This window comes from Burkholderia sp. HI2714, from assembly GCF_002223085.1.
Classification (GTDB): Bacteria; Pseudomonadota; Gammaproteobacteria; order Burkholderiales; family Burkholderiaceae; genus Burkholderia; species Burkholderia lata_D.
Map to the genome: position 1 here is coordinate 40,823 of NZ_NKFM01000035.1, position 25,375 is coordinate 66,197.

Here is a 25,375-nt window from a genome sequence, read left to right on the forward strand (position 1 = left end):
GGATGCCCTGGGCGCGTGCCGCGCTCAGCTTTTCGCGATGTCGGCCAGTACGCCGGCGAGCACGGCCGGCTGCGACATGAACGGCGAATGGCTGCTGTCGAGCTGGTGCACGTGGGTCGGGTTGCCGGGCGCGAACGCGTCGGCTTCGTCGATGAAGCGCTGCTGCAGCGCGGGCAGGATCACGCGATCCTGCAGGCACTTGATGTAGTGACGATCGATCGCGCCCCAGCGTGCGGCCGTCGTCGGGATCGCGGTCGCGAACGGCGCGGCCGGCACGTCGCAGCTCATCAGGTTCGCGACGGCCTCGAAGTCGGCCTGCGGCACGTCGTCGTACAGCGCGCGCTTCGCGAGGTCGCGATACGCGGCGTCGCCGCTGCGCGGATCGATGCGCAGCGCACCGGCGACGCGCGGGCTCGCCAGCATCAGCGGGCCGAGCATTTCACCCTTGTTTTCAGGTGCGCGCACGTAATCGAGGCCCGGCACGCCCGACGCGGGCATGAAGGCCGCGAGATAGACGATCTTCGCGATCTTGTCCGGCGCGCGTTCGGCGGCCGCCGTGATCGCGAGGCCGCCCATGCTGTGCCCGACGAGCACGACCTTGCCGTGGCCGAGCGCGTACGCGTCGTCGACCGCCTGCATCACCTGCGTGGCGTAATCGTCGAGCGTCGTGTTCGCGACCGGCGACGGCTCGGCGCCGAACGCGTCCTTGTCGAGCGGGCGTGCGAAGTAGGAAGCGGGAAAGCGGGCATGGATGCCGTGCGCGGGCAGGTCACGCGCGATCGACAGGTGGCCGCGCGCGGCCAGCGCGGCCGCGACGTGCGCGTAGCACCACGCGCCGTGCCAGGCGCCGTGCACGAGCACGAAAACGGGATGATCGGACTGCGGGGTGGCGCTTGCGTTCGTCTCCATGGTGTCCGGGTCTTCAGATCTTGAGAAAGGTGTCATCTTAGACGAACCTGTATGCGCCCAGACGGGCCGGATTCGATCTGTCCCTCTTGTCTCGTACAGGCCACATTTCGTTCGTATCTGATTTGAATTTATCGCGAAGCACGCTACTTTGTTGCTTTGCCTGCGATTGCGCCCCATGAACGTCGACTATCTCTTCTACCGGAGGCCGGACAAGCCCGGCCCCTATTCGCTCGACGACCTCGGCGACATCGCGCCGCCGATCGGCCCGGGCGACCTGGTGCGTGCGGGCATCGCGCGCGTGTTCGCGCAGATCGACTGGCAGGAATCGCCCGATGTGCCGGGCGCGTGGTTCGGCACGGGCGGCGCGACATTCCAGTTCACCGCGGAGCCCGACGGCCGCGTGACGAGCTTCATGGGCTCGCGCCTCGAACGCCGCTCGATGCTGCAGCTCACCCGCGAAATGGGGCTGATTGCGCTCGACCTGCAACGCGACATCGTTTACGGCTGACGCGCCGCCGGCGCCGGGGCCAGCCCGGGCCGGCCAACGGCTTCCGGCATGCCGCCGCACGCGGCGCGTGTCCGCCATCGAACTTCAAAGATTGCTATACTTTCGCCCAATTCCGGCTTCCGGCCGGTAATTTGTGCCTGTCTGCGTCGATCGTTCGCATATCTCGCACGCATTTGACACCCTGACCATCCCAGCCGGGCATGGCTTCTTCAATCGCCCCGCGTGGGTGTCTCCGTGGAGCTTGTCTTGGCCGTTTCCAATTCCGTCGTGGACGAACAAGAAACCGACGCCGCTGCCGTCACATCGGGCAGTTCTTTCTATCTTGCGATGCGCATCCTGCCGGCCGTGCAGCGCGATGCGATGTTCCAGGTCTACGCGTTTTGCCGCGCGGTCGACGACATCGCCGACAGCGACCTGCCGCGCGCCGAGCGCAACGCGGGCCTCGACCGCTGGCGCGCGGACATCGACGCGTGCTTCGCCGGCCGCCCGCCGCGCCACCTGGCCGCGCTCGACCGCGAGATCCGCGCATTCGACCTGCAGCGCGACGACTTCCACGCGATGATCGACGGGATGGCGATGGATGCGGTCGAAGACATCTGCGCGCCCGACGAACCGACGCTCGACCTCTTCTGCGATCGCGTGGCGAGCGCGGCCGGCCGGCTGTCGGTGAGGATATTCGGGATGCCGGAAGCCGAAGGGATCAAGCTGTCGCATCACCTCGGCCGCGCGCTGCAACTGACGAACATCCTGCGCGACATCGACGACGATGCGGCGATCAACCGTTGCTACCTGCCGCGCGAACTGCTCGCGCGCGAAGGCATCGCGATCACCGCCCCGGCGACGATCGTGCGCGATCCGGCGCTGCCGCGCGTGTGCGCGACGCTCGTCGAGCGCGCGCTCGAGCACTTCCGCCAGGCCGACGCGGTGATGGACACCTGCGCGCGTGCGCAGGTGAAGGCGCCGCGCATCATGTCGGGTGCATATCGCTGCATTCTCGAAGCCGCGATCGCACGCGGCTTTGCCTTCCCCCGCGCGCCGCTGCGCAAGCCGAAGGCGCGCATGCTGATGATCGCCGCGCGCTACGCGCTGTTCTGAGCCGACCGAGTCGATGCCCAGGACCGTCCACGTGATCGGCGCCGGCGTTGCCGGCCTGTCGGCCGCGGTCGAGCTGCAACGCCGCGGGCGACGCATCGTGCTGCACGACGCGCACGCGCATGCGGGCGGCCGCTGCCGCTCATGGTTCGACGGGACGCTGAACACGACGCTCGACAGCGGGCTGCACACGGTGTTCGCGGGACAACCGGCGACACAGCGCTACCTGCGTGCGATCGGCGCGGCCGACCAGCTCGTGGGGCCCGCGCAGCCTGAATTGCCGGTCGTCGACGTCGCGTCGCAGCAGCGCTGGACGCTGCGCTTCGGCAACGGGCGCTGGCCGTCGTGGCTGTTCGATGCCGCGTCGCGCGCGCCGGACACGACGCCGCTCGACTACCTCGCGCTCGCCCCGCTCGCGTTCGCGCGCATGGGCCGCTCACTCGCACAGACGATGCGATGCGACGGCATGTTGTGGGAACGTTGGCTGCGGCCGTATTTCCTCGGTGTGCTGAACGTCGAGCCGCGTCACGCGAGCGCCGAGCTCGCGCGTGCGGCGCTGTGCAGCACGTTTGCCATGGGTGGCCCCGGCTGCCGTCCGCTCGTCGCGCGACACGGCCTCGGCAGTGCATTCGTCGAACCGGCGCTGCGGATGCTGCAGCACGGCGGCGCGCAGATCCGGCTGAACTCGCGGCTCGACGCGTTCGAATTCGGCGCGCACGGCAATGCGGTCGATGCGGTCTCGGTCGGCGGCGAGCGGATCGATCTCGCGCCGGGCGACGCTGTCGTGCTGGCCGTGCCGCCGGAGGTCGCGCAGCCGCTCGTGCCCGAACTCACCGCGCCAGACACCTTCAGCGCGGTCGTGACCGCGTATTTCGCGGCTGAAGCGCCGGCCGGTCACCCGTTGCAGACGTCCGTGGTCAACGGTGTGGTCGATACGGTGCGCACCGGCGGCGGCCAGCTCGCGGCGACGATCCGCGACGCGGGCCGCTGGCTCGACACGCCGCGCGACACGCTCGCGCGGCGCATCTGGGAAGACGTCGCGCGCGTGACCGGCGCGAACCCGGAAACCATCCCCGCGTGGCAGCTCGTCGTCGAGCCGCGCGCGGGCTTTGCGGCGGTGCCGTCGCAGGAAATGAAACGTCCGGCCGTGCGTACGCGCTGGACGAATCTTGTGCTGGCGGGCGACTGGATTGCCACCGGCTTGCCCGCCACGATCGAGGGCGCGATCCGCTCCGGCCAGCTGGCCGCGGACGTGCTCCAGACACAGTAAGTAAAAGAGGGACCGATGAACGATCTCACCGAAATGGCTACCTTGTCCGCCGGCGCCGTGCCGGCCGGCGTCGACACGGCCGTCGCGCGTGCGACCGACGCGCTGCTGGCCGCGCAGAACGCGGATGGCCACTGGGTCTACGAACTCGAAGCCGATTCGACCATTCCCGCCGAATACGTGCTGCTCGTCCACTATCTCGGCGAGACGCCGAACCTCGAGCTCGAACAGAAGATCGGCAAGTATCTGCGCCGCATCCAGCAGGCCGACGGCGGCTGGCCGCTGTTCACCGACGGCGCGCCGAACATCAGCGCGAGCGTGAAGGCGTATTTCGCGCTGAAGGTGATCGGCGACGACGAGAACGCCGAGCACATGCAGCGTGCGCGCCGCGCCATCCACGCGATGGGCGGCGCCGAGATGTCGAATGTTTTCACGCGCATCCAGCTCGCGCTGTACGGCGCGATTCCGTGGCGCGCGGTGCCGATGATGCCGGTCGAGATCATGCTGCTGCCGCAGTGGTTCCCGTTCCATCTGTCGAAGGTGTCGTACTGGGCGCGCACCGTGATCGTGCCGCTGCTCGTGCTGAACGCGAAGCGCCCGCTCGCGAAGAACCCGCGCGGCGTGCGCATCGACGAACTGTTCATCGATCCGCCCGTCAACGCCGGGCTGCTGCCGCGCCAGGGCCACCAGAGCGCCGGCTGGTTCGCGTTCTTCCGCGTGGTCGACCATGCGTTGCGCGCGGTCGACGGGTTGTTCCCGAACTACACGCGCGAACGCGCGATTCGCCAGGCCGTGTCGTTCGTCGACGAGCGCCTGAACGGCGAGGACGGCCTCGGCGCGATCTATCCGGCGATGGCCAACTCGGTGATGATGTACGACGCGCTCGGCTACGCGGAAGATCACCCGAACCGCGCGATTGCGCGCAAGTCGATCGAGAAGCTGCTCGTCGTGCACGATGACGAAGCGTATTGCCAGCCGTGCCTGTCGCCGGTGTGGGACACGTCGCTCGCCGCGCATGCGCTGCTCGAAACGCGCGACGCGCGTGCCGAGGATGCCGCGATCCGCGGCCTCGAATGGCTGCGCCCGCTGCAGATCCTCGACGTGCGCGGCGACTGGATCTCGCGCCGGCCGCACGTGCGGCCCGGCGGCTGGGCGTTCCAGTACGCGAACGCGCACTACCCGGACGTCGACGATACGGCGGTGGTCGCGGTGGCGATGGAGCGCGCGCAGCAACTCAAGCAGAACGACGCGTATCGCGATTCGATCGCGCGGGCGCGCGAGTGGGTCGTCGGGATGCAGAGCAGCGACGGCGGCTGGGGCGCGTTCGAACCGGAAAACACGCAGTACTACCTGAACAACATCCCGTTCTCGGATCACGGCGCGCTGCTCGATCCGCCGACGGCCGACGTGTCGGGCCGCTGCCTGTCGATGCTGTCGCAGCTCGGCGAGACGCCGCTGAACAGCGAGCCGGCGCGTCGCGCACTCGACTACATGCTCAAGGAGCAGGAACCGGACGGCAGCTGGTATGGCCGCTGGGGGATGAACTACGTGTACGGCACGTGGACGGCACTGTGCTCGCTGAACGCGGCCGGCCTGACGCCGGACGATCCGCGCATGAAGCGCGGCGCGCAGTGGCTGCTGTCTATCCAGAACAAGGACGGCGGCTGGGGCGAGGACGGCGACAGCTACAAGCTGAACTATCGCGGTTTCGAGCAGGCGCCGAGCACCGCGTCGCAAACCGCGTGGGCGCTGCTCGGCCTGATGGCGGCCGGCGAGGTGAACAACCCGGCGGTGGCGCGTGGTATCGGCTACCTGATCGCCGAGCAGAACGAAGAAGGCTTGTGGGACGAGACGCGCTTCACGGCGACGGGCTTCCCGCGCGTGTTCTACCTGCGCTACCACGGCTATCGCAAGTTCTTCCCGCTGTGGGCGCTTGCCCGCTTTCGCAACCTGAAGCGCGACAACACGACGCGCGTGACGGTCGGGCTGTAACGCGTGGCGACGCAATCCACCGGCTCGTTGCCCGTCATCGCCGTGACGGGGATGGCGTTCGAGGCGCGCATCGCGCGCGGCGACGGCGTCGAAGCCGTCTTTGCCGCACGGGCCGACCGGCTCGAACGCGCGCTGACCGAGGCGACCGCACGCGGTTGCGCGGGCATCGTGAGCTTCGGCACGGCAGGCGGGCTCGCGCCCGACCTGGCACCCGGCGCGCTCGTGGTCGCGAGCGCGATCGACGGGCCGTTCGGTCGCGTCGAGACCGACGCGGGCTGGAGCGCACGGCTCGTCGCCGCGCTGCACGACACGCCGGTCTGGGCGCGCGTCACGCGCGGCACGATCGCGGCCGTCGGCGCACCGGTCATCAGCGAGCAGGAAAAGACGTCGCTGTATCGCGCGAAGGACGCACTTGCCGTCGACATGGAGTCGCATATCGCTGCGGCCTTCGCGGCGGCGCGCGGCGTACCGTTCGCAGTGTGCCGCGCGATCGTCGATCCGGCGTGGCGCACGTTGCCGCGCGCGGCGACGGCCGGCCTGCGCGACGACGGCAGCACGGCGATCCTGCCGATCCTGCGCGAACTGCTGAAGCAGCCGTCGCAACTCGGCCCGCTGCTCCAGGTCGCAAGCGATGCGCGCGCGGCGCGTACGACGCTGATCCAGGCGCGGCACGCGTTCGAGCGTGCCGGTGCGATGCGGATCGTCTGAGCGGCTCGCGCCGCCTTTCTCGCCCTTCTCCCCCCGGTTTTCCGTTTCTCGCGGACAAAAAAAGAGCGCTGCATTGAACTGCAGCGCTCTTTGTCTTTGCGGCGACGGCCGTTGCAGCGTTACTGCTGCACGGCCGGAGCGCTCGCAGGCGTCGCCGGTGCGACCGCCGATGCCGCAGCCGGTGCCGATGCCGAAGCAGCGGCAGGCGCGCTCGCCGGCATCGCGTTGTCCGCACCCGGATCGTCGTACTGCGGTAGCCCCGGCGCGGCCGGTGCGTTGTTCGGCGTAGCGCCCGATGCGCCGCCCGCATCGCCCGGATCCTCGTAGTTCGGCAACCCCGGCACGGCCGGCGTCCCGGCCGGCACGGCGCCCGATTCACCCGGTTCGTTGTAGGTCGGCACCGTGGCCGACGACGACTGGCTGCGATACGTTAGCGACTTGCGCTGCTGCAGGTACGCGTCGCGCACGAACGAATACGGATCGAGCGCGGCCTGCTTCAGCAGGTCGGTCGCACCGAGCAGGTCCGAACGCGCGCTGATGAACTGCGCGATGTACATCGGGTTGCGCGCGGCCGGTTCGATATAGTTCAGCAGGTTGAAGCGCACGTCCACCGCGCGGCCGACGCCGTCGCGGATCGTGCTCGGCCCGAACACGGGCAGCACGAGATACGGGCCCGACGGCACGCCCCAGCGCGCCATCGTCAGGCCGAAGTCCTGGTGATGCTTCGGCAGCCCGGCGGGCGTCGCGATGTCGATCAGGCCGGCGACGCCGAACACCGAGTTCATCGCCACGCGCATCAGATCCTCGGTGGCATCGGTGATGCGGAGCTGCAGCAGGTTGTTCGCGATGTTGCCGAGATCGCCGAGGTTCGAGAAGAAGTTGCTGATCGCGGTGCGCACGGGCGTCGGCGTGACCTTCTGGTACCCCTTCGCGATCGGCTGGGCGATGTTCGTGTCGACGGTGTCGTTGAACTTGTACATCGCCCGGTTCATCGGCTCGAGCGGGTCGTTGGGGTTGCGGTTCGGTCCCGTCGCGCAGCCGGTCAGCGCTGCGCTGGCGGCAACGGTCGCCGCAATGATTCGCACCTTATTCATTGATTCCTTGCGATTGGTTCTTGGCGCGTTTGACGCGCGGTTTGCCCATCAGGACGGGCTGGAACACCACGGCGCCGATCAGCGTGCAGGTCAGGGCCAGCGCGAGCAGCTTGCCCATGCTCGACGTGCCCGGGTGGTGCGACAGCCACAGGCTGCCGAATGCGGTCGCCGTCGTCGCGGCGCTGAACAGGACGGCATGCGTGAGGCTCGAGTGCAGCAACCCGGTTTGCCCCGCGCGCCACGCCATCACGAAATACACCTTGAACGCGACGCCGACGCCGAGCATCAGCGGCAGCGCGATGATGTTCGCGAAGTTGAGCGACATGCCGAGCACGACGCACAGCTCGAGCGTCACGATACCCGATACGAGCAGCGGCACCAGCGTGCGCAGCACGTCGCCGAAGCGGCGCAGCGTGACCCACAGCAGGACCGTGATCGAGATGATCGACCACAGCGCCGCATGCAGGAACGCGTTGATGATCGTGTCGGCCGAATGCAGGATCGAGATCGGCCCGCCGGTCGTGCCCGGTTCCGCGGCTTTCACGGCCTTCGCGAAGCGGCGCAGCATCGTGTCGTCGCCCGGGTCGACGCCCTTCGGCACCTTCGGCGAGATCTGCACGAGCGCATGGCCGTCCGGCGCGACCCAGTCGCGCACGATTTGCGGCGGCAGCGATTCGCGCGTGACGTCCTGCGGCTGCAGCAGCGACGCGAGCTGGTTGAGCGCGATGCGCAGCGTGTCGGAGAACGCGCGTTCGGCGCGGTCGCGCGTCGCGGCGTCCGCGGCGGCGAGCTTCGCGAGCGACGCGGACAGGTGCTGCGCGGCGGCCGCACCCGGGCCCGGGTGATCTTCGGCCGCGTAGCTCAGCAGGTCCGACACGCGCTTGAGCGCGGCGACGCGCTGCGCGTCGGTCGCGGGCGGCGCGGGCGGCTGCGTCAGCGCAGGCAGCAGGTCGCTCGCGGCGGCGGCGATCGCCGCGCGCTTGGCCGGCTGGTCGGAGGGGATGAAGGTCGACAACGTGGTCGTGCGGCCGACCTCGGGCAGCGCGTCGAGGCGCTTCGCGGCCGCATCGGCCTCCGCCAGCGACGGCGCGAGCAGCGTGACGTCGTTGACGGCGGCTTCCGGCGAATCCTTCAGGGCGAGCAGCGTCGCCATCGATTCGCTGTTCGGGTCCTTCAGGTGCAGCGGATTGAAGTCGAAGCGCAGGAACGCGAGCAGCGGCAGCGCGCCGATCACGACCACGAGCGTGCCGATCAGGATCGGCTTGCGATGGCGGTCGAGGTAATCGTCGACCGGCGCGAGCCACGGAAAGCCCGGCGTCTTCGATTCGCCCGGCGGCGCGAACAGGCGCAGCAACGCGGGCAGCAGCGTGATCGTGGTGAGCAGCGCGACGAACATCCCGACGCCCGCGATCAGGCCGAGCTCGGACACGCCGCGATAGGCGGTGGGGATGAACGAGAAGAAGCTCGCCGCGACGGCCGCGGTGGCCAGCGCGAGCGGCATGCCCATCGAGTGCGCGGCGCCGATCAGCGCGTGGTCGATGCGCGGATCGCGGAAGCGCTCCTCGCGGTACTTCACGCCGTACTGGATCGAGAAATCGACGCCGAGGCCGACGAACAGCACCATGAACGCGACCGAGATCATGTTCAGCGAGCCGACCATCGCGAGGCCGAGCGCGGCGGTCACGACGAGGCCGACGAACAGCGTGACGAGCACCGAGCCGATCATCCGCTTCGAGCGCAGCGCGAGCCACAGGATGACGAGCACGGCGAGCAGCGTGAAGACGCCGTTGAGCGCCGCGCCGTCCTCGACCGATGCGAATTCGTCGTCGGCGAGCGGCTGTTCGCCGGTCAGGCGCACGACGGCGCCGTAGCGCTTCGCGAGGTCGATCGAACGGGCCGCGTCGCGGATCACCTGGCTGGTTTCCGCGCCGGCCTTCAGCGCGCCGTAGTTGACCACGGGCTGCACGGTGACGAACGCGCGCGCAGGCTGCCGCGCGGCATCGTTGTCGACCAGCGCGCGCCACGAGAACGCGGCCGGCTTGCCGGCCAGCACGTCGTCGACCGTCGCGGCGCTGCGGGCGAGCAGCTTCGCCATCGTGGGCAGCTTCACCTGGCCGGTCAGCAGCGGCTGGCCGAGCGTGGTGGAGAGCGTCGTGGCGAGCCCGGTCAGGCTCGGGTTCTTCGCGAGTTCGTTGACGAGCGGGCGCGCGCTCGCGAGCTGCGAGGTCGTATCGGTGACTTCCTGCGGCGACAGGAACAGCAGCCCGTTGTGCTCGAAGAACGGCCCGCCGCCCGGCTCGGCGACCTGGCCGATGCGGCCGGCGGCGGCATCCTTCTGCAGCGCTTCGGTCAGCGCCTGCGCGGCGGCATTCGCGAATTCGGGCGCGGGCGCCTCGACGACCGCGAGGATCGTGCCGTTGCGTTGCGGGAACGCTTTGTCGACGGCGTGGCCGAGCGCGGCAAATTGCGGTTCCGCATCGACGAGCTTGCTGATGTCGGTGTTGATCTTGAAATGCTGCGCGACATAGACGCCGCTGAGCGCGGCGATGACGAGCGACAGCACGACGACCCAGACGGGTCGGCGTACCGACCATGCAACGAGTCGGACGATGAGAGATGTCACCATGTGGCGGTGGGGAGCGGCTGGAAAGGGCAAAGTAGCCAAGTATACCGGCGCAGCGTGGCGGCGGTCGTGACGTTGGGGGTTGCGAGAAGGGAAGGAGATTTGTTCGCGGCGGCGGAATCGATACCGCCGGCCGAACCGTTTGTAAGGGGATATTTACATAAACGGCGCCGCGCTGCTTCGACGCGCCGCCGCGGGGCCTGTGACAAAGGATCTGAAAGGTAACAGTCGGTCACGGCGGCACACCGGGGCGTCAGGCCCGGTATACTTTGCTCCGTCGGCCGGTGCAACGAACCGGTCGTTTTTTCTCATCGAGCGATATTCGTATGAAACGTCATCTGTTTGCTTTCGTCGCGGCAGCCGCCGTGTCGGTTTCCGCTTTCGCGCAGAGTGCGCCGGTCGATATCGTCCGCAATGCGGTCGAGGGCACCGTCAACGCGATGAAGGCCGATCCGGCCGCACGTGGCGGTGACATGGCGAAGGTCTCGGCGGTGGTCGAGCAGCGCTTCCTGCCCGCGACCAACTTCGAGCGCACGACCCGCATCGCGGTCGGTGACGCGTGGAAGCAGGCCACGCCGCAACAGCAGCAGGAGCTGTACAAGCAGTTCAAGCTGCTGATGACGCGCACCTACGCCGCGTCGCTCGCGCAGCTCGGCAGCCAGGACGCGAAGTTCTCGTTCAAGGCCGGCGGCGCGTCGGGCGCCGACGCGCTCGTGCAGTCGACGGTCACGACGCCGGGCGACAGCCAGTCGGTCGGCTATCGTCTCGGCAAGGTCGGCAACGACTGGAAGATCTACGACATCGACATGTCGGGCGCGTGGCTGATCCAGGTCTACCAGGGGCAGTTCAAGAGCCAGCTCGCGTCGGGCGGGATCGATGGCCTGATCGCGTATCTGCAGAAGCACAATTCGCGGACGAACTGACAGCCGCTTCCGGGCTGCAGTCCGGATGCACAAAGGGCGCCCTCGGGCGCCCTTTTTCATGGTTACGCGTCGGCGCCGAGCATCCGCAGGCAATCGTCGACCACCGCGTCGACGAACGCGGCACGATCCGTTTCCGGCGCCGCGATGATGTGATCGGTCGCGCCATGCACGCCCGCATAGATCAGCAGCGCGGTCACCTGCGGATGCGCGAGCCGCCAGGTGCCGGCCCGTGCGCCGCCGTCGAGAATCGCGCCGAGTTGCTCGAGGATCGCGTTCTTGTCGGCATTCGCGCGATCGTGGTGATGGTGATTCGCGTAGACGATGTCGTGCGTGCGGTAGGTCGCCGCGTAGGTTTCGATGCTGGCGCGGATCCATGCGCGCAGGCGCGCGAGCCAGTCGTCGGCGTCGCACGCGTCCACCGCGTGCTGCAGCCGGTCGAGGAACGACGACGTGTAGCGCTGCGCGAGCGCGGCGAGCATGTCGGACTTCGATTCGAAGTAGTGATAGAACGTGCCTTTCGCGACCTGCGCGTGCTCGACGATCTCGCTGATGGTCGTCGCCTCCACCCCCTGCGCGAGGAACAGCGTCTCGGCCGCCGCCATCAGTTCCTCGAGGCGTACTTCCGCCGGCTTCGTGCGCGGCTTGCCTGCCGGCGCGTCGTCCTTCACTGTCGTGGTCCCTGCCCTTGTCCTGTCCGTCATCGCGCGGCTCAACGCCCGTTCGTGCAAAGCCCGCAGTTTAGGCCAGCACCCCGCTCGCGGCCAACGCAATCCATTGACCGACGGTCAGTCGATATATATGATGAGAATCATTCTCATCCCCGTGCCCGTGAAGGGCCGACCGCCATGCCTCGCTACCGCCGCGCCGCACTCGTCCTGGCCGCCTGTCTCGGCACCTTTCTCGCCACGCTCGACATCAGCATCGTCAACGTCGCATTGCCGACGCTGCAAACGGCGCTCGACACCGATATCGGCGGCCTTCAATGGGTCGTCAATGCGTATGCGCTGGCGCTGTCCGCGTTCATGCTGTCGGCCGGGCCGCTCGGCGATCGCTACGGACACAAGCGCGTGTGGCTCGCCAGCGTCGTCCTGTTTACGGCCGGATCGGTGGTCTGCGCATGCGCGGGCAGCATCGAGCCGCTGCTGATCGGCCGCGCGATCCAGGGGCTTGCCGGTGCATTGCTGATACCGGGCGCGATGCCGATCCTCACGCATGCGTTTCCCGATGCGCGCGAGCGCGCCCGCGCGATCGGCGGATGGTCCGCGTTCAGCGCGCTCGCGCTGATTCTCGGGCCGCTGGCAGGCGGCCTGCTCGTCGAGCACGGCGGATGGCAGAACATCTTCCTCGTCAACGTGCCGATCGGCATCGTGACCGTGCTTCTCGGCGCATGGGGCATTCCGGAGCGCCGGCATCCGCAGCATGCGGCGTTCGATCCGTTCGGCCAGGTGCTGAGCGTGGCCTGGCTCGGGTTGCTCACGTACGGGCTGATCGGTATCGGCGAAGCCGGCGCGTCGCACGTGAAGGTGCTCGCGCCGCTGGCGGGCGCGGCGGTGGCGTTAGTCGTGTTCGTGCGGGTCGAAACGCGCGTCGAGCGGCCGCTGCTGCCGGTTTGGCTGTTTCGCGACCGGCGGCTGGTGCGAGCCAATCTCGCGTCGTTCGTGCTCGGGTTCTCGGGGTACAGCAGTTTGTTCTTCCTGTCGCTGTTCCTGCAGCAGGCGCAGGGGCGCACGCCGGCCGAGGCCGGCTGGCAACTGATGCCGCAGTTCGTGATGACGGCGATCACGTCGATGATGTTCGGGCGCATCGCGGCGCGTATTCCGTTGCATGCGCTGATGGTGGCTGGATACGGGCTGATCGGCGCGATGCTGTCGCTCATGGCCGGCTTCGGCGCGGACACGTCGTATGTGCCGGTCGGTGTCGCGCTGGCGGTGCTCGGGGTCGGCATGGGGCTCGCGGTGCCCGCGACCGGCATGACCGTGATGGAACTGGCGCCGGCCGAACGCGCGGGCATGGCGTCGGCGACGATGAACGCGTTGCGTCAGACCGGGATGAGCATGGGCATCGCGGTGCTCGGCAGCGTGATGAGTATCGGTGCATTACACCGGATGACGGCCGCGATGCAGGCGGCGGGTAGCGCACAGGCGGATACGCTTGCGCGGCAGGCGGTGATGGAGCATGTGATTGCGGCGGGGCGGCCGGCGCTGCTCGGTGCGTATCGGGAGGCGATGGCGCAGGGGTTTTCGATCGCGGTTTTGTGTTCCGGAATCCTCAGCATTGCGATTGTGGCGATGCTGGTGGTGCGGCGTGAATCGGAGAAGCAATCGGGGCGCGCGGCGGCGTGCGTGACGTCTTCACAGCCGGAATGATCCGGCGTGCGGCTGGTCGGGCCTTTCGCCGGATCGCCACGTCGGGCACGCCTACCGCCGCCGATGCTCCACCGCGAACTTGATCAGCTCGGCCTGCCCTTCGATTTCCAGCTTGCGCTTCAGATTGAGCCGGTGCGTCTCGACCGTGCGCACCGACAGCCCCGTCTGCTGCGCGATCTGCTTGCTCGACAGCCCTTCCGCCAGCGCGTCGAGGATGTCGCGTTCGCGTGGCGTGAGCCGGTCGAGCGGCGACGCGGTCGCGCTCGCGTGGATCATCCGCGCGGCGAGCCCTTCGCTGAAGAACGTCTGGCCGGCCAGCACCGCGCCGATCGCGCGCACGATCTCGCTCGCGGGCGAATCCTTCAGCAGGTAGCCGCTCGCGCCGGCACGCACGGCCTGCGTCACGTATTCGGTGTTGTCGTGCATCGACAGCATCAGCACGCGAATACCTGGAAAGCGCTCGTGGAACACGCTCGCGAGCGTGATGCCGTTCATCCCGTTCATGCCGACGTCCATCAGCGCGAGATCGGGTTCGAGCGACGCGGCGAGCGCGAGCGCCTCGTCGGCGTTGCCGGCTTCGCCGACCACGGACAGGTCGGCCGCTTCGAGCCGCATCCGCAAGCCGTCGCGCACGAGCGGGTGATCGTCGACGAGCAGCAGTCGGGCGACGGGCCGGGCGGTGTCGGGGGCGCTCATGCGTGAAAGGTCTCCTGTTATGGGGCGCGTCATGACGCGGCGCCGGGCAGCGGCACGCGCGCGGCGACGATCGTGTGGCCGACCTGCGACGTGATCGTCAGCGTGCCGCCGAGCGCGTCGAGGCGCTCGCGCATGTTGCGCAGGCCGATGCCGCGGCGCGCATCGGCCTGCGAGCGTTCGGCGTCGAAGCCGCAGCCGTTGTCGGCGATGGTCAGCACGACGGATTGCGCGCCGACGTCGAGCGTGACGGCCGCGCGCGACGCCTGCGCATGATGCACGATGTTGCTGAGCGCTTCCTGGGCGATCCGGAACAGCGCGGTGTTGACGGCTTCGGGCAGCGGCCGGGTGCCGCTGTGCGCGACCTGCGTATAGCCGATGTCGATGCCGCTTTCGGCGCCGAGCTCGCGCACCAGTTGCTCGAGCGCGGCCGCGAGGCCGAGGTCGTCGAGCATGGACGGACGCAGCGCATGCGAGATGCGCCGCACTTCGCGCAGCGTGTCGCCGAGCCGCCCGACGCCCGACGCCAGCGCCTGCTCGGCTTCGGGCATGCGCGCCGTGCCGCGTTCGAAGCGCGCGAGCGCGGATTCGAGCATCAGCTTCGCGGACACCATCATCTGGCTGATCCCGTCATGCAGCTCGCGCGACAGCCGTGCCCGCTCCTGCTCCTGCGATTCGACGACGCGCTGCGCGAGCAGCTTGAGCTTCGCGTCGGCGCTGCGCGACTCGCTGACGTTCAGCACCAGCGCGCACACGACGATCGCCGCCGCGCCGGTGAGCGCGATCGCGGTGAGCCAGCTCATCGTGCGCTCGATGTTCGCGGACGCGCGTGCGTCGATGCGCTGCAGCGCGGTGTCGACGTCGTCGAGATAGATGCCGGTGCCGACCATCCAGCCCCAGCGCTCGAGCGCGACGACGTAGCCGAGCTTCGGCGCGACGCGGCCCGTCGACGGCCGCTGCCATGCGTAGCGCACGTAGCCGCCGCCACTCGCCGCCGCGCCGATCAGCTTCTGGATCGTCAGCGCGCCCTGCGGGTCGCGCATCGACCAGTAGTTGTGGCCGACACGCTCGGGCTCGCGCGGATGCATCAGCGAATTGCCGTGCAGGTCGTACACGAAGAAATAGCCGTCGGGGCCGAAATCCATCTTCTGCAGCATCGCGAGCGCCTGCATGCGCAGCATCGCGTCGTCGCGTGCGTTGCGGCCGCTCGCGTCGTAGAGCGGCATGATCGCGCTCGTCGCCAGCTCGACGTAGTGCTTCAGCTCGACTTCCTTGCTCGACAGGTACGCGGCCTGGATCGTCGCGTGCTGCGTGCGCGCGAGGGACGTCGCCTGCTGGCGCACGCCGAAGCCGATGCCGGCGATCGCGAGCAGGAACGGCACGATGGCCAGAAGGAAGATCTTTGCCTTGAGTCTCATGGTGGTGCGAAGCAGCCGTGCACCGGCGCGGGCCGGCCGGGTGCGTCAGCCGTGCGGCGGCATGTCGAGGCGACATTGTCGGCGATTTTGCGCACGGGCGGCGGCGTCGGCGGCCCGGCGACCGCCCGGCCGTCGCTCGGCGGCGTGGCGTGTCCGGCCGCTCAGGCCTGCCGCGCCGCAAGGCCGCCGGACGCGGCCGGGTGCACGACGATGCGGTTGCGCCCGCCTTCCTTCGCGCGATACAGCGCGTCGTCGGCCAGCTTCAGCGCGCCCTGCATGTCGTCGTCGTGTTCGGGATAGCTGGTCGTCACGCCGATGCTCACCGTCAGGCGGCCGGACGTGCCGGCGTCGTGCCGGATGCCGAGATCGAGGATGCCGGTGCGGATCGTCTCGGCGATCGTCACCGCGCCGTCCGTGTCGATGTCGGGCAGCACCACGACGAATTCCTCGCCGCCGTAGCGCGCCGCGTAATCGGCCGGGCGGCGCAGGCAGCCGGCGATGCAGTGGCCGACCGCGGCAAGCGCGTCGTCGCCGGCCTGGTGCCCTTGTGTATCGTTGTAGCGCTTGAAGTAATCGACGTCGATGAACAGCAGCGACAGCGCATGCTGCGAGCGCGCGGCACGGCGCCATTCACGCGCAAGCGTGACGTCGAGCATCCGGCGGTTGTCGAGGCCCGTGAGGCCGTCTGTGCGCGCGAGCGCCTGCAGTTCGGTTTCCGCGCGGTGGCGCTTGCGCAGCTGCACGTCGAGCAGCAGCGACAGGCCGACGAAGCCGATCGCGAGCGCGACCATCGCGGAGCCGATCGGAATCGCACGGTCGTACCACGCGGCGTAGGTGTCGGCTTCCGAGCGCGCGACCATGATGATGAGCGGCAGGTTCTCGAGGTGCCGGAACACGTACAGGCGCCGCACGCCGTCGATCGACGCGGTGTCGGCGAAGCTGCCTTCGTTGGCGGTCATGAACCGCCGGAACGTGCTGGCATGGCTGATGTCGCGGCCGACGATCTTCGGGTCGTACGGCTCGCGCGCGAGCATCTTGCCGTCCGTGTTGATCAGCGCGATCGAGCCGCGATCGCCCAGCGACAGGCGCGAGAACAGGTTCTGGAAATATTCGAGCCGGATCGACATCACGGCGACGCCGCCGAACGAGCCGTCGGGCCTCGTGATCCGCCGGCTGAGCGCGATGCTCGGCGAGCCGCCGCGCAGCCGCGAGTGATACGGGGGGCTGACGTACAGGCCGGCGCCGGGGTGGTCGCGGTGCACGACGAAGTACGGCTCGTTGCTGAAGTTGGCCTTGCGCGGCACGTCGCTCTTGCCGTCGACCGCGATGTCGCCCTTCGCGTCGAGCACGTAGATCCCGCCGAGGTACTTGGCGGTCGTCGCACGGTCGAACAGCACCTGGCGGCGCAGCGCCATCGGCAGCTTGACGACGTCGCGGTCGTTCTCGCCTTCGACGACGGCCTGCAGCGACAGCGAATAGATCTCGATGTTGCGCTCGATGTCCCACGACGCCATCAGCGCAAGATTCTGCTGCATCGCGGCCGAGCGGTCGCGCGCGTCGATGCGGCCTTCGTACAGCACGACCCCGCACAGGAGGAGCAGGACCAGCGCGATCAGCAGGCCGGTATAGAAGATCAGGTGCGGCAGCAGGAACCGGCGCAGATGCGCGGCGACACGGCTCGTCAGGCCGGATTCGCGGGGCATTGCGTAGTCGGTTTCTGCCATGGTCGATGGATCGATGGGCATTGCCGCCGGGAGGCGGGCCGATGCGATTGTTCGTATGTCGTGCCGGCGGCGATCCGTGACGGGGCCATTCCGACGCCTTCCTGCCGGCCGGCGGGAAAATGGACGCCGATTATCGGTAATCGCGGCCGGATATACCGGTAAATCAAGCATTCACTGGTGACATCTGCGCCGATTCCACGATCCGACGAATCGGGCAACGCGAATTCAACGGAGTATAACGCGCGCGTCCGCCGACGCGGAAAATGTTGCCGGGCGTTGATCCGGATCAAATGACAGTGAATTCCGGGGCTTGCGAATATCGGGCAGAGCGTTCCAGCGCAAGGCTTTGGGGCATGAAGGGCCGTCGTGCGCGGCATGCAGCCGTCGATTCCATCTGGTTAACGGCACACGCACGCGAAAAATGAAGGCATGGGATATGCGCCGATTATTCGTTTCAACGGACGGACGAACGTGAAAATGAAAACGGGCGGCCGGAGGCGGCCGCCCGTTTCGTGAAGCACGCCTGCGCTTAACCGCCGGGCTGTTGCGCCTTGAACGCGAGGCGGAACCGGTGCAGCAGCGGCTCGGTATAGCCGCTCGGCTGCGACGTGCCCTGCAGCGCGAGCGCGCACGCGGCCTTGAACGCGGTCGACTGGTCGTAGCCGGGCGCCATCGGGCGATAGTTCGGGTCGCCGGCGTTCTGCTGGTCGACGACGCGCGCCATCCGCTTGAACACGTCGAGCACGAACGCCTCGGTGATCACGCCGTGGCGCAGCCAGTTCGCGATGTGCTGGCTCGAGATGCGCAACGTCGCGCGGTCTTCCATCAGGCCGACGTCGTGGATGTCGGGCACCTTCGAGCAGCCGACGCCCTGTTCGACCCAGCGCACGACGTAGCCGAGGATGCCCTGCGCGTTGTTCTCGACTTCGCTCAGGATCTCGGCCTCGCTCCACTCGGCGCGCTCGACGACCGGCACGGTCAGCAGGCCTTCGAGCAGCGCGTCGCGTTCGCTTGCGTACGGCGTCTTCTCGAGTTCCTGCTGGACGGCCTGCACGTCGACGAGGTGGTAGTGCAGCGCATGCAGCGTCGCGGCGGTCGGCGACGGCACCCATGCGGTGTTCGCGCCGGCGCGCGGATGCGCGATCTTCTGCTCGAGCATCGCGTGCATCAGGTCCGGCATCGCCCACATGCCCTTGCCGATCTGCGCGCGGCCGCGCAGGCCGGCCGACAGGCCCGCGAGCACGTTGTTGCGCTCGTACGACTGGATCCACGCCGACGACTTCATGTCGCCCTTGCGGATCATCGGGCCCGCTTCCATCGCGGTGTGCATCTCGTCGCCGGTGCGATCGAGGAAGCCGGTGTTGATGAACGCCACGCGTGCGGCGGCCGCGGCGATACACGCGGCGAGGTTCACGCTGGTGCGGCGCTCCTCGTCCATGATGCCCATCTTCAGCGTGTTGCGCGGCAGGTTGTACAGGTCCTCGATGCGCGCGAACAGCGTATCGGCGAACGCGACTTCGACCGGGCCATGCATCTTCGGCTTCACGATGTAGATCGAGCCCGTGCGCGAGTTGCGCTTCGCCTTCAGGTCGTGCAGCGCGCACAGCGTCGTGACGACGCCGTCGAGGATCCCTTCCGGAATCTCGTTGCCGTCGCGGTCGAGCACCGCGCCGTTGGTCATCAGGTGGCCGACGTTGCGCACGAACAGCAGCGAGCGGCCGTGCAGCGACAGCGTGCCGCCCGCGGGCGTGGTGTACTCGCGATCGGCGTTCAGGCGGCGCGTGAAGGTCTTGCCGCCCTTCGCGACTTCCTCGACCAGCGTGCCCTGCATCAGGCCGAGCCAGTTGCGGTAGAGCTGGACCTTGTCTTCCGCGTCCACCGCCGCGACCGAATCCTCGCAGTCGATGATCGTGCTGACCGCGGCTTCGAGCACGACGTCCTTCACGTTCGCGAGATCGGCGCGGCCGATCGGCGTCGACGCGTCGATCTGGATCTCGAGGTGCAGGCCGTTGTGCTTCAGCAGGATCGCGGACGGCGCGTCGGCCGCGCCCTGGTAGCCGACGAACTGCGCCGGCTGCGCGAGAGGCACGACGCCCTTCGCGGTTTCGACGGCGAGCTGGCCGTCCTGCACGCGGTAGCGCAGCGCGTCGCGGTGCGAGCCGCCCGCGAGCGGCGCCGCGTTGTCGAGCACGTTGCGCGCGTAGTCGATCACGCGCTGGCCGCGCGTCGGGTTGTAGGCCGTGGTGCGCTCGGCGCCGCCGTCTTCAGGCAGCGCGTCGGTGCCGTACAGCGCGTCGTACAGGCTGCCCCAGCGGGCGTTCGCGGCGTTCAGCGCGTAGCGCGCGTTCGACAGCGGCACGACGAGCTGCGGGCCGGCCTGCGTGGCGATCTCGCTGTCGACGTTCGCGGTGGCTGCCGCGACGTTCGACGGAACCGGCACGAGGTAGCCGATGTGTTCGAGGAACGCGCGAAACGCGGCGTGGTCGCGCACGGGGCCGGGGTGGGCACGGTGCCAGGTGTCGAGTTCGTGCTGCAGGCGGTCGCGTTCCGCGAGCAACTCGCGGTTGCGCGGCGCCAGGTCGTGCACCAGGGCCGAGAAACCGCTCCAGAACGCGGCCTTGTCGATGCCGGTGCCCGGCAGCGCTTCGTTTTCAATGAACTGGCTCAGCGCTGGCGCGACTTGCAGTCCTGCTTGGTCGATCATCGTTAATCCTCCCGGGGAAAAAATCGCGCGCGGCTTTGGCTGGTTACGCTGCGACGCTTTGTGTGCCGGCGCGGGCGATCTGCGCGTCCTGTTCGGACTTTACGCCAGACACGCCGATCGCGCCTGCGATCCGGCCGCCGACCGTGACCGGCACGCCGCCTTCGAGCAACCCCGTCAGCGGCACGCTGAGAAACGCGGTGCGGCCACCGTTGATCATATCCTCATACGCTTTCGTTTCCCGCCGGCCGAGCGCCGCCGCGCGCGCCTTGTCCTGCGCGATATACGTGCTGGCCGGCGATGCACCGTCCAGGCGTGCAAAAGCGAGCAGGTGGCCGCCGTCGTCGACGACGGCGATCGACACGGCCCAGCCGTGGCGCTCCGCTTCCGCGCGGGCGGCGGCGAGCATGCGGTCGGCATCGGCGAGTTCGAGTTCGGGTTTCGTCTGCATGGCAATCCTCCGGAATCAGGTCAGTTGACGAGATGGTTGTCGACGAGCTCGATCCAGTGGCGCACGGGCGTGCGGCCTGCGCCGTTCAGATGAGTCTGGCAGCCGACGTTGGCCGTGACAATCAGGTCCGGCCGCGCGGCTTCGAGCGCGTCGAGCCGGTTGTCGCGCAGTTTCGTCGCGAGTTCGGGCTGTGTCAGCGAATACGTGCCGGCCGAGCCGCAGCACAGATGGCCGTCGGCGACATTCGTCAGATCGAAGCCGAGCTGCGTCAGGATGCGTTCGACCGCGCCGCCGAGGCGCTGCGCGTGCTGCAGCGTGCACGGGCAGTGCACCGCGATGCGGCGTGGCGTCGACCCGGCCAGCGCGTCGAGCGGCTCGGCCGCGATCACTTCGGCGAGATCGCGCGCGAGCGTGCTGACGCGCTGCGCTTTTTCTGCGTAGACGGGGTCGGAGCGCAGCAGGTCGCCGTATTCCTTGACGAATGCGCCGCAGCCGCTCGCCGTCAGCACGATCGCTTCCGCGCCGGCTTCGATCGCGGGCCACCATGCGTCGATATTGCGGCGTGCGCGGGCGAGGCCCGCATCCTGCGCGTTCAGGTGATATTCGGTCGCGCCGCAGCAGCCGGCTTCGCGCGCCGGGCTCACGCTGATGCCGAGCCGGTCGAGCACGCGCGCGGCGGCTGCGTTGGTGTTCGGCGACAGCGACGGCTGCACGCAGCCTTCGAGCATCAGTACGCGCCGTGCGTGGCGTACGGGCGGGCGCGGTGCGGCCGCGGGGACGGCGGCCGGGATCTTGGCCTGCAGCGTGCCGGGCAGCAGCGGGCGCAGCGCGCGGCCGGCCTTCAGCAACGCGGCGAACGTCGCCGGGCGCGGCACGACATGCCGCAGCCCCGCGCGCAGCAGGCGCTCGCGCGCGGGCCGCTGCACGCGCTTCTCGGCTTCCGCGCGGCCGATGTCGAGCAACGTGTGATAGCGCACGCCGGACGGGCAGGTCGTCTCGCAGTTGCGGCACGTCAGGCAGCGGTCGAGATGCTGCTGCGTGCGCTCGCCGCAAGGCTCGCCTTCGAGCAACTGCTTGATCAGGTAGATGCGCCCGCGCGGCCCGTCGAGCTCGTTGCCGAGCACCTGGTAGGTCGGGCAGGTCGCGTTGCAGAAGCCGCAGTGCACGCACGCGCGCAGGATCGCTTCCGCTTCGTCGGCCCGGGCGAGGGCCTTGCTTGCTTCGCTGAGATTGGTTTGCATCGGCGGGTCGGGATCGGGTTCGCGTCAGAAGTCGGCATACAGGCGGCCGGGATTGAAAATCGCGTGCGGGTCGAGCTGTGCCTTGAGCTGCCGATGCACGCGCAGCAGCGCGGGCGGCAGCGGCTGGAACGGCTCGCGCGTCGCGCCCGGTGTGAAGCAGGTCGCGTGGCCGCCCCATTGCGCAGCGAACCGCTGCACGTCGGCCGGTGCGGCATCGCACTTCAGCCAGCGCTGTGCGCCGCCCCAGTCGACGAGCTGCGCGCCGGGCAATGCGTCGAGCGGTGCAGAGGCCGGCACCGACACGCGCCACAGCGGGCGCGGATCGTCGAAGAACGGCAGTGCCAGGTCGCGCAGCCGAGCCCAGAACGCGTCGTCGCGATCGTCCATGCGTTCGCCGCCGATCGTGTCGCGCGCGGCTTTCACCGAGCCCTCGCCGCCTTCGATCCGCACGCGCAGCACGCCGTCCGCGTGGCATGCGCCGGCGAGCGGCAGCCCCGCGCGACGCCATGCGGCGACGCGCTGCACGGCTTCGTCCACGGCAAGCTGTAGCGCGAGATCGCCCGTCGCGCGCGGCTTCGGCAGCACCTTCAACGACACCTCGGTCACGACGCCGAGACAGCCGAAGCTGCCCGCGAGCAGCCGCGACACGTCGTAGCCCGCGACGTTCTTCATCACCTCGCCGCCGAAGCGCAGGTGCTTCGCGTGGCCGGTGATCACGCGGCAGCCCAGCACGAAGTCGCGCACCGCGCCGGCCCATGGGCGGCGCGGGCCCGACAGCGCCGCCGCGAACATGCCGCCGACCGTTGCCGCGCCGCCGAACGTCGGCGGCTCGCACGGCAGCATCTGGCCGGCCGCGTCGAGCATCGCTTCAAGACCGGCGAGCGGCGTGCCCGCGCGGGCGGTGACGACGAGTTCGGTCGGGTCGTACGAGACGACGCCGCGATGCGTGCGCACGTCGAGCGTGCGGCCTTCGACGGGGCGGCCGAGGAACGCCTTCGTGCCGGCGCCGCGGATGTGCAGCGGCTGGCGGTCGTGGATCGCCGCGTCGACCTGCGCGACGAGCGCCGCGCTGTCGTCGATCGATTCGATTTCGCGTCGCATCAGAAGCGCTCCAGTTCGGGAAACGGCAGCTTGCCGTGATGGACGTGCATCGCACCGAATTCGGCGCAGCGGTGCAGCGTCGGGATGTTCTTGCCGGGATTGAGCAGGCCTTGCGGATCGAATGCGGCCTTCACCGCGTGGAAGAACGTGATCTCGTCGGCGTTGAACTGCACGCACATCTGGTTGATCTTCTCGCGCCCGACGCCGTGCTCGCCGGTGATGCTGCCGCCCGCCGCGACGCACAGCTCCAGGATCTTGCCGCCGAGCGCTTCCGCGCGGTCGAGCTCGCCGGGCCGGTTTGCGTCGAACAGGATCAGCGGGTGCATGTTGCCGTCGCCCGCGTGGAATACGTTCGCGACCGGCAGCCCGTATTCGGCGGACAGCGCGGCGATGCCTTCGAGCACGCGCGGCAGCTCGCGGCGCGGGATCGTGCCGTCCATGCAGTAGTAGTCGGGCGACATGCGGCCGACCGCGGGGAATGCGTTCTTGCGGCCGGCCCAGAAGCGCTGGCGCTCGGCTTCGTCGCGTGCGACGCGGATCTCGGTTGCGCCCGCGTCGCGCAGCAGCGTGGCGACGCGTTCGGCGTCTTCGTCGACGTCGGTCGGCGAGCCGTCGAGTTCGCACAGCAGGATCGCCTGCGCATCGACCGGGTAGCCCGCGTGGATGAAATCCTCCGCCGCACGGATCGCGAGGTTGTCCATCATTTCGAGGCCGCCGGGGATCACGCCTGCGCCGATGATTCTCGCGACCGCCGCGCCGGCTTCCGCGACGTCGTCGAAGCTCGCCATCAGCACCTTCACGCTCGGCGGCTTCGGCAGCAACTTCACGGTCACTTCCGTGACGATGCCGAGCATCCCTTCCGAGCCGGTGAACAACGCGAGCAGGTCGAAGCCGGGTGCGTCGAGCGCGTCGGCGCCGAGCGTGAGCGTATCGCCGTCGATCGTCAGGATCTCGACCTTCAGGATGTTGTGCACCGTGAGGCCGTATTTCAGGCAGTGCACGCCGCCCGCGTTTTCCGCGACGTTGCCGCCGATCGAGCACGCGATCTGCGACGACGGATCCGGCGCGTAGTACAGGCCGTGCGGCGCGGCCGCCTGCGAGATCGCGAGGTTGCGCACGCCGGGCTGCACGCGCGCGATGCCGGCATCGGGGTCGATGTCGAGAATCCTGTTGAACTTCGCCATCACGAGCAGGAGGCCTTTTTCGAGCGGCATCGCGCCGCCCGACAGGCCGGTGCCCGCGCCGCGCGCGACCACCGGTACGCCGAGCGCGGCCGCGACGCGCAGCACCGCGCGCACCTGCTCGACCGTGTCGGGCAGCACGACCGCGAGCGGCACCGTGCGGTACGCGGCGAGGCCGTCGCATTCGAACGGCTTGAGCGCCTCGCGTTCGTGCAGCACGTCGAGGCCGGGCGCCGCCGCGTGCAGCGCGGCGACGAGTGTGTCGCGGCTGACGGTCGCGAGTGGGCCGTCGATCCGTTCGTCGTAGATGAAACTCATCGGGTTGTCTCCACCATGCGGCGGCTGCGCGAGGCGCGGCACGCCGGAAGGGAGGGATTCTTGGCGGGCGGCGCGCGCGTGTCCAGACGTGGCAGGCGTGGTCATACCAGTTTTTATGGGGCGGCCGGAAAGCAGCTGTATCGATCTCCGTAAAACTGAATGGCTAAAAGGGTTTGTGGGAAAATTGCCGATATCCTTCCGAAGTGGTCATACCAGTATGGAAATGCAGGAACAGGCGGGCCCGGCGCGCAACGTGGCCGACGTCGTCGCCGAGCGTATCGAGAAGCTGATCGTCGACGGCGTGCTGAAGGCCGGGCAGGCGCTACCGTCCGAACGGCGGCTGACCGAGAAGCTCGGTGTGTCGCGCACGGCCGTGCGTGAAGGGATGAAGCTGCTGCGTGCGCGCGGCATCATCGACACCACGCACGGCAAGGGCTCGTTCGTGGCGAGCCTGACCCCGCAACGCGAGATCACGCCGATGATGCATCTGCTCGGCTCGCAGCCGCGCACGCTGTACGACCTGTTCGAAGTGCGCGGGATGCTCGAGACGGAGGCCGCGCGGCTCGCGGCGCTGCGCGGCACGCCGGCCGATTTCATCCTGATCAAGCGTCGCTATGAAGAGATGACCGCGGCGGATGCGCAGGATCTCGACCCGGCCGCGCGCGCGAAGCTCGATCACGCGTTTCATCTCGCGATCTGCGAGGCGTCGCATAACCCGGTGCTGGTGAATACGCTGCAGTCGTTGACGGATCTGCTGCTGAGTTCGGTGTTTGCGTCGGTGAACAATCTCTATCACCGCGAGCCGTTGAAGAAGCAGATCGATCGGCAGCATGCGCGGCTCTATAACGCGGTGACGGGGCGGTTGCCCGATCAGGCCCGCAAGGCGGCAAGCGAGCATATTCGCCAGTGTGTCGAGTATCTGCGCGAGATCGAGCAGGAGGAGCAGCGGCTGGTGCGGTCGACGTTGAGGCTCGAAGGGTGGACGTGATGCCGGCTGTGTGTGGCGGTGTGTGTTGATGCGCATCACGCACAGCGAGTCGTCCGCAGATGCATGTCACAGGGCTA

The 25,375-nt window shown here is 68.7% G+C and carries 20 protein-coding genes; 8 read left to right on the top strand and 12 right to left on the bottom strand.

Features of this window, described 5'->3' with window-relative positions; translation table 11 throughout:
* Window positions 1–24 precede the first annotated feature (24 nt).
* Window positions 25–909 carry an alpha/beta fold hydrolase gene (locus tag CFB82_RS18165; protein ID WP_069252802.1) on the bottom strand — a complete coding sequence of 295 codons (885 nt, stop codon included), beginning with the start codon at window positions 907–909 and terminating at the stop codon, window positions 25–27.
* Between the two features lie 175 nt (window positions 910–1,084).
* Here CFB82_RS18165 and CFB82_RS18170 point away from each other — a divergent pair, with 175 nt between their 5' ends.
* From CFB82_RS18170 to CFB82_RS18195, 5 genes are all read left to right on the top strand, one after another.
* A complete protein-coding gene (locus CFB82_RS18170; RefSeq protein ID WP_046548815.1) occupies window positions 1,085–1,417 on the top strand; it encodes a hypothetical protein in 333 nt (110 codons plus the stop codon).
* Between the two features lie 246 nt (window positions 1,418–1,663).
* A complete protein-coding gene (gene hpnD / locus CFB82_RS18180; RefSeq protein WP_089446744.1) occupies window positions 1,664–2,512 on the top strand; it encodes a presqualene diphosphate synthase HpnD in 849 nt (282 codons plus the stop codon).
* A 13-nt stretch (window positions 2,513–2,525) separates the two neighbouring features.
* A complete protein-coding gene (gene hpnE, locus CFB82_RS18185; protein ID WP_089446743.1) occupies window positions 2,526–3,779 on the top strand; it encodes a hydroxysqualene dehydroxylase HpnE in 1,254 nt (417 codons plus the stop codon).
* 15 nt (window positions 3,780–3,794) lie between these two features.
* Window positions 3,795–5,768 (top strand): squalene--hopene cyclase, encoded by a 1,974-nt coding sequence (shc, locus tag CFB82_RS18190; protein ID WP_089446742.1) that lies wholly within the window; start codon window positions 3,795–3,797, stop codon window positions 5,766–5,768.
* Between the two features lie 51 nt (window positions 5,769–5,819).
* A complete protein-coding gene (locus tag CFB82_RS18195; protein ID WP_235986647.1) occupies window positions 5,820–6,476 on the top strand; it encodes a phosphorylase in 657 nt (218 codons plus the stop codon).
* 119 nt (window positions 6,477–6,595) lie between these two features.
* On the opposite strand, the gene CFB82_RS18200 is transcribed toward CFB82_RS18195, so the two are convergent.
* Complete coding sequence (locus tag CFB82_RS18200) at window positions 6,596–7,570, bottom strand: MlaA family lipoprotein (protein WP_089484753.1); 975 nt, start codon at window positions 7,568–7,570, stop codon at window positions 6,596–6,598.
* Window positions 7,563–10,196, bottom strand: coding sequence for an MMPL family transporter (locus tag CFB82_RS18205; RefSeq protein WP_089484754.1), 2,634 nt, complete (start codon window positions 10,194–10,196; stop codon window positions 7,563–7,565). The genes CFB82_RS18200 and CFB82_RS18205 overlap by 8 nt, the downstream gene beginning before the upstream one ends.
* Window positions 10,197–10,519: 323 nt before the next feature.
* On the opposite strand from CFB82_RS18205, the gene CFB82_RS18210 reads away from it, so the two are divergent.
* Window positions 10,520–11,116 (top strand): MlaC/ttg2D family ABC transporter substrate-binding protein, encoded by a 597-nt coding sequence (locus CFB82_RS18210; RefSeq protein ID WP_027790211.1) that lies wholly within the window; start codon window positions 10,520–10,522, stop codon window positions 11,114–11,116.
* A 62-nt stretch (window positions 11,117–11,178) separates the two neighbouring features.
* Here CFB82_RS18210 and CFB82_RS18215 read toward each other — a convergent pair whose 3' ends face one another.
* Window positions 11,179–11,817, bottom strand: coding sequence for a TetR/AcrR family transcriptional regulator (locus CFB82_RS18215; protein WP_089485003.1), 639 nt, complete (start codon window positions 11,815–11,817; stop codon window positions 11,179–11,181).
* A gap of 144 nt (window positions 11,818–11,961) precedes the next feature.
* Here CFB82_RS18215 and CFB82_RS18220 point away from each other — a divergent pair, with 144 nt between their 5' ends.
* Complete coding sequence (locus CFB82_RS18220) at window positions 11,962–13,482, top strand: MFS transporter (RefSeq protein ID WP_089484755.1); 1,521 nt, start codon at window positions 11,962–11,964, stop codon at window positions 13,480–13,482.
* Between the two features lie 51 nt (window positions 13,483–13,533).
* Here the strand turns inward: CFB82_RS18220 and CFB82_RS18225 are convergent, their stop codons facing one another.
* The 8 genes from CFB82_RS18225 to glcD form a co-directional block, all read right to left on the bottom strand.
* Window positions 13,534–14,178 carry a response regulator gene (locus CFB82_RS18225; RefSeq protein ID WP_069252793.1) on the bottom strand — a complete coding sequence of 215 codons (645 nt, stop codon included), beginning with the start codon at window positions 14,176–14,178 and terminating at the stop codon, window positions 13,534–13,536.
* A 29-nt stretch (window positions 14,179–14,207) separates the two neighbouring features.
* On the bottom strand, window positions 14,208–15,593 hold the full coding sequence (locus CFB82_RS18230) for a cache domain-containing protein (RefSeq protein ID WP_069252792.1): 1,386 nt from the start codon (window positions 15,591–15,593) through the stop codon (window positions 14,208–14,210).
* Between the two features lie 161 nt (window positions 15,594–15,754).
* Window positions 15,755–17,317, bottom strand: coding sequence for a sensor domain-containing diguanylate cyclase (locus tag CFB82_RS18235; protein ID WP_089446734.1), 1,563 nt, complete (start codon window positions 17,315–17,317; stop codon window positions 15,755–15,757).
* 529 nt (window positions 17,318–17,846) lie between these two features.
* On the bottom strand, window positions 17,847–20,021 hold the full coding sequence (locus tag CFB82_RS18240) for a malate synthase G (RefSeq protein ID WP_069252791.1): 2,175 nt from the start codon (window positions 20,019–20,021) through the stop codon (window positions 17,847–17,849).
* Window positions 20,022–20,064: 43 nt separating this feature from the next.
* Window positions 20,065–20,469 carry a GlcG/HbpS family heme-binding protein gene (locus CFB82_RS18245; protein WP_069252790.1) on the bottom strand — a complete coding sequence of 135 codons (405 nt, stop codon included), beginning with the start codon at window positions 20,467–20,469 and terminating at the stop codon, window positions 20,065–20,067.
* A 20-nt stretch (window positions 20,470–20,489) separates the two neighbouring features.
* Window positions 20,490–21,710, bottom strand: a complete 1,221-nt coding sequence (gene glcF / locus CFB82_RS18250; RefSeq protein WP_089484756.1) for a glycolate oxidase subunit GlcF — start codon at window positions 21,708–21,710, stop codon at window positions 20,490–20,492.
* 24 nt (window positions 21,711–21,734) lie between these two features.
* On the bottom strand, window positions 21,735–22,811 hold the full coding sequence (gene glcE, locus CFB82_RS18255) for a glycolate oxidase subunit GlcE (RefSeq protein WP_069252788.1): 1,077 nt from the start codon (window positions 22,809–22,811) through the stop codon (window positions 21,735–21,737).
* Complete coding sequence (gene glcD, locus CFB82_RS18260; RefSeq protein WP_069253074.1) at window positions 22,811–24,310, bottom strand: glycolate oxidase subunit GlcD; 1,500 nt, start codon at window positions 24,308–24,310, stop codon at window positions 22,811–22,813. Before glcD ends, glcE begins: the two co-directional genes overlap by 1 nt.
* Before the next feature lie 217 nt (window positions 24,311–24,527).
* On the opposite strand from glcD, the gene glcC reads away from it, so the two are divergent.
* Window positions 24,528–25,298, top strand: a complete 771-nt coding sequence (gene glcC / locus CFB82_RS18265; RefSeq protein ID WP_069252787.1) for a transcriptional regulator GlcC — start codon at window positions 24,528–24,530, stop codon at window positions 25,296–25,298.
* Window positions 25,299–25,375 lie beyond the last annotated feature (77 nt).

What these genes read in the sequence shown, in the direction of transcription:
- glcF (WP_089484756.1), bottom strand. Translation starts at nt 21,710, where the DNA reads ATGCAAACCAATCTCAGCGAAGCAAGCAAGGCCCTCGCCCGGGCCGAC.
- glcE (WP_069252788.1), bottom strand. Translation starts at nt 22,811, where the DNA reads ATGCGACGCGAAATCGAATCGATCGACGACAGCGCGGCGCTCGTCGCG.
- CFB82_RS18195 (WP_235986647.1), top strand. Translation starts at nt 5,820, where the DNA reads ATGGCGTTCGAGGCGCGCATCGCGCGCGGCGACGGCGTCGAAGCCGTC.
- glcC (WP_069252787.1), top strand. Translation starts at nt 24,528, where the DNA reads ATGGAAATGCAGGAACAGGCGGGCCCGGCGCGCAACGTGGCCGACGTC.
- glcD (WP_069253074.1), bottom strand. Translation starts at nt 24,310, where the DNA reads ATGAGTTTCATCTACGACGAACGGATCGACGGCCCACTCGCGACCGTC.
- CFB82_RS18170 (WP_046548815.1), top strand. Translation starts at nt 1,085, where the DNA reads ATGAACGTCGACTATCTCTTCTACCGGAGGCCGGACAAGCCCGGCCCC.
- CFB82_RS18235 (WP_089446734.1), bottom strand. Translation starts at nt 17,317, where the DNA reads ATGGCAGAAACCGACTACGCAATGCCCCGCGAATCCGGCCTGACGAGC.
- CFB82_RS18200 (WP_089484753.1), bottom strand. Translation starts at nt 7,570, where the DNA reads ATGAATAAGGTGCGAATCATTGCGGCGACCGTTGCCGCCAGCGCAGCG.
- CFB82_RS18210 (WP_027790211.1), top strand. Translation starts at nt 10,520, where the DNA reads ATGAAACGTCATCTGTTTGCTTTCGTCGCGGCAGCCGCCGTGTCGGTT.
- CFB82_RS18245 (WP_069252790.1), bottom strand. Translation starts at nt 20,469, where the DNA reads ATGCAGACGAAACCCGAACTCGAACTCGCCGATGCCGACCGCATGCTC.
- CFB82_RS18220 (WP_089484755.1), top strand. Translation starts at nt 11,962, where the DNA reads ATGCCTCGCTACCGCCGCGCCGCACTCGTCCTGGCCGCCTGTCTCGGC.
- shc (WP_089446742.1), top strand. Translation starts at nt 3,795, where the DNA reads ATGAACGATCTCACCGAAATGGCTACCTTGTCCGCCGGCGCCGTGCCG.
- CFB82_RS18230 (WP_069252792.1), bottom strand. Translation starts at nt 15,593, where the DNA reads ATGAGACTCAAGGCAAAGATCTTCCTTCTGGCCATCGTGCCGTTCCTG.
- CFB82_RS18165 (WP_069252802.1), bottom strand. Translation starts at nt 909, where the DNA reads ATGGAGACGAACGCAAGCGCCACCCCGCAGTCCGATCATCCCGTTTTC.
- hpnE (WP_089446743.1), top strand. Translation starts at nt 2,526, where the DNA reads ATGCCCAGGACCGTCCACGTGATCGGCGCCGGCGTTGCCGGCCTGTCG.
- CFB82_RS18225 (WP_069252793.1), bottom strand. Translation starts at nt 14,178, where the DNA reads ATGAGCGCCCCCGACACCGCCCGGCCCGTCGCCCGACTGCTGCTCGTC.
- CFB82_RS18205 (WP_089484754.1), bottom strand. Translation starts at nt 10,196, where the DNA reads ATGGTGACATCTCTCATCGTCCGACTCGTTGCATGGTCGGTACGCCGA.
- CFB82_RS18215 (WP_089485003.1), bottom strand. Translation starts at nt 11,817, where the DNA reads ATGACGGACAGGACAAGGGCAGGGACCACGACAGTGAAGGACGACGCG.
- CFB82_RS18240 (WP_069252791.1), bottom strand. Translation starts at nt 20,021, where the DNA reads ATGATCGACCAAGCAGGACTGCAAGTCGCGCCAGCGCTGAGCCAGTTC.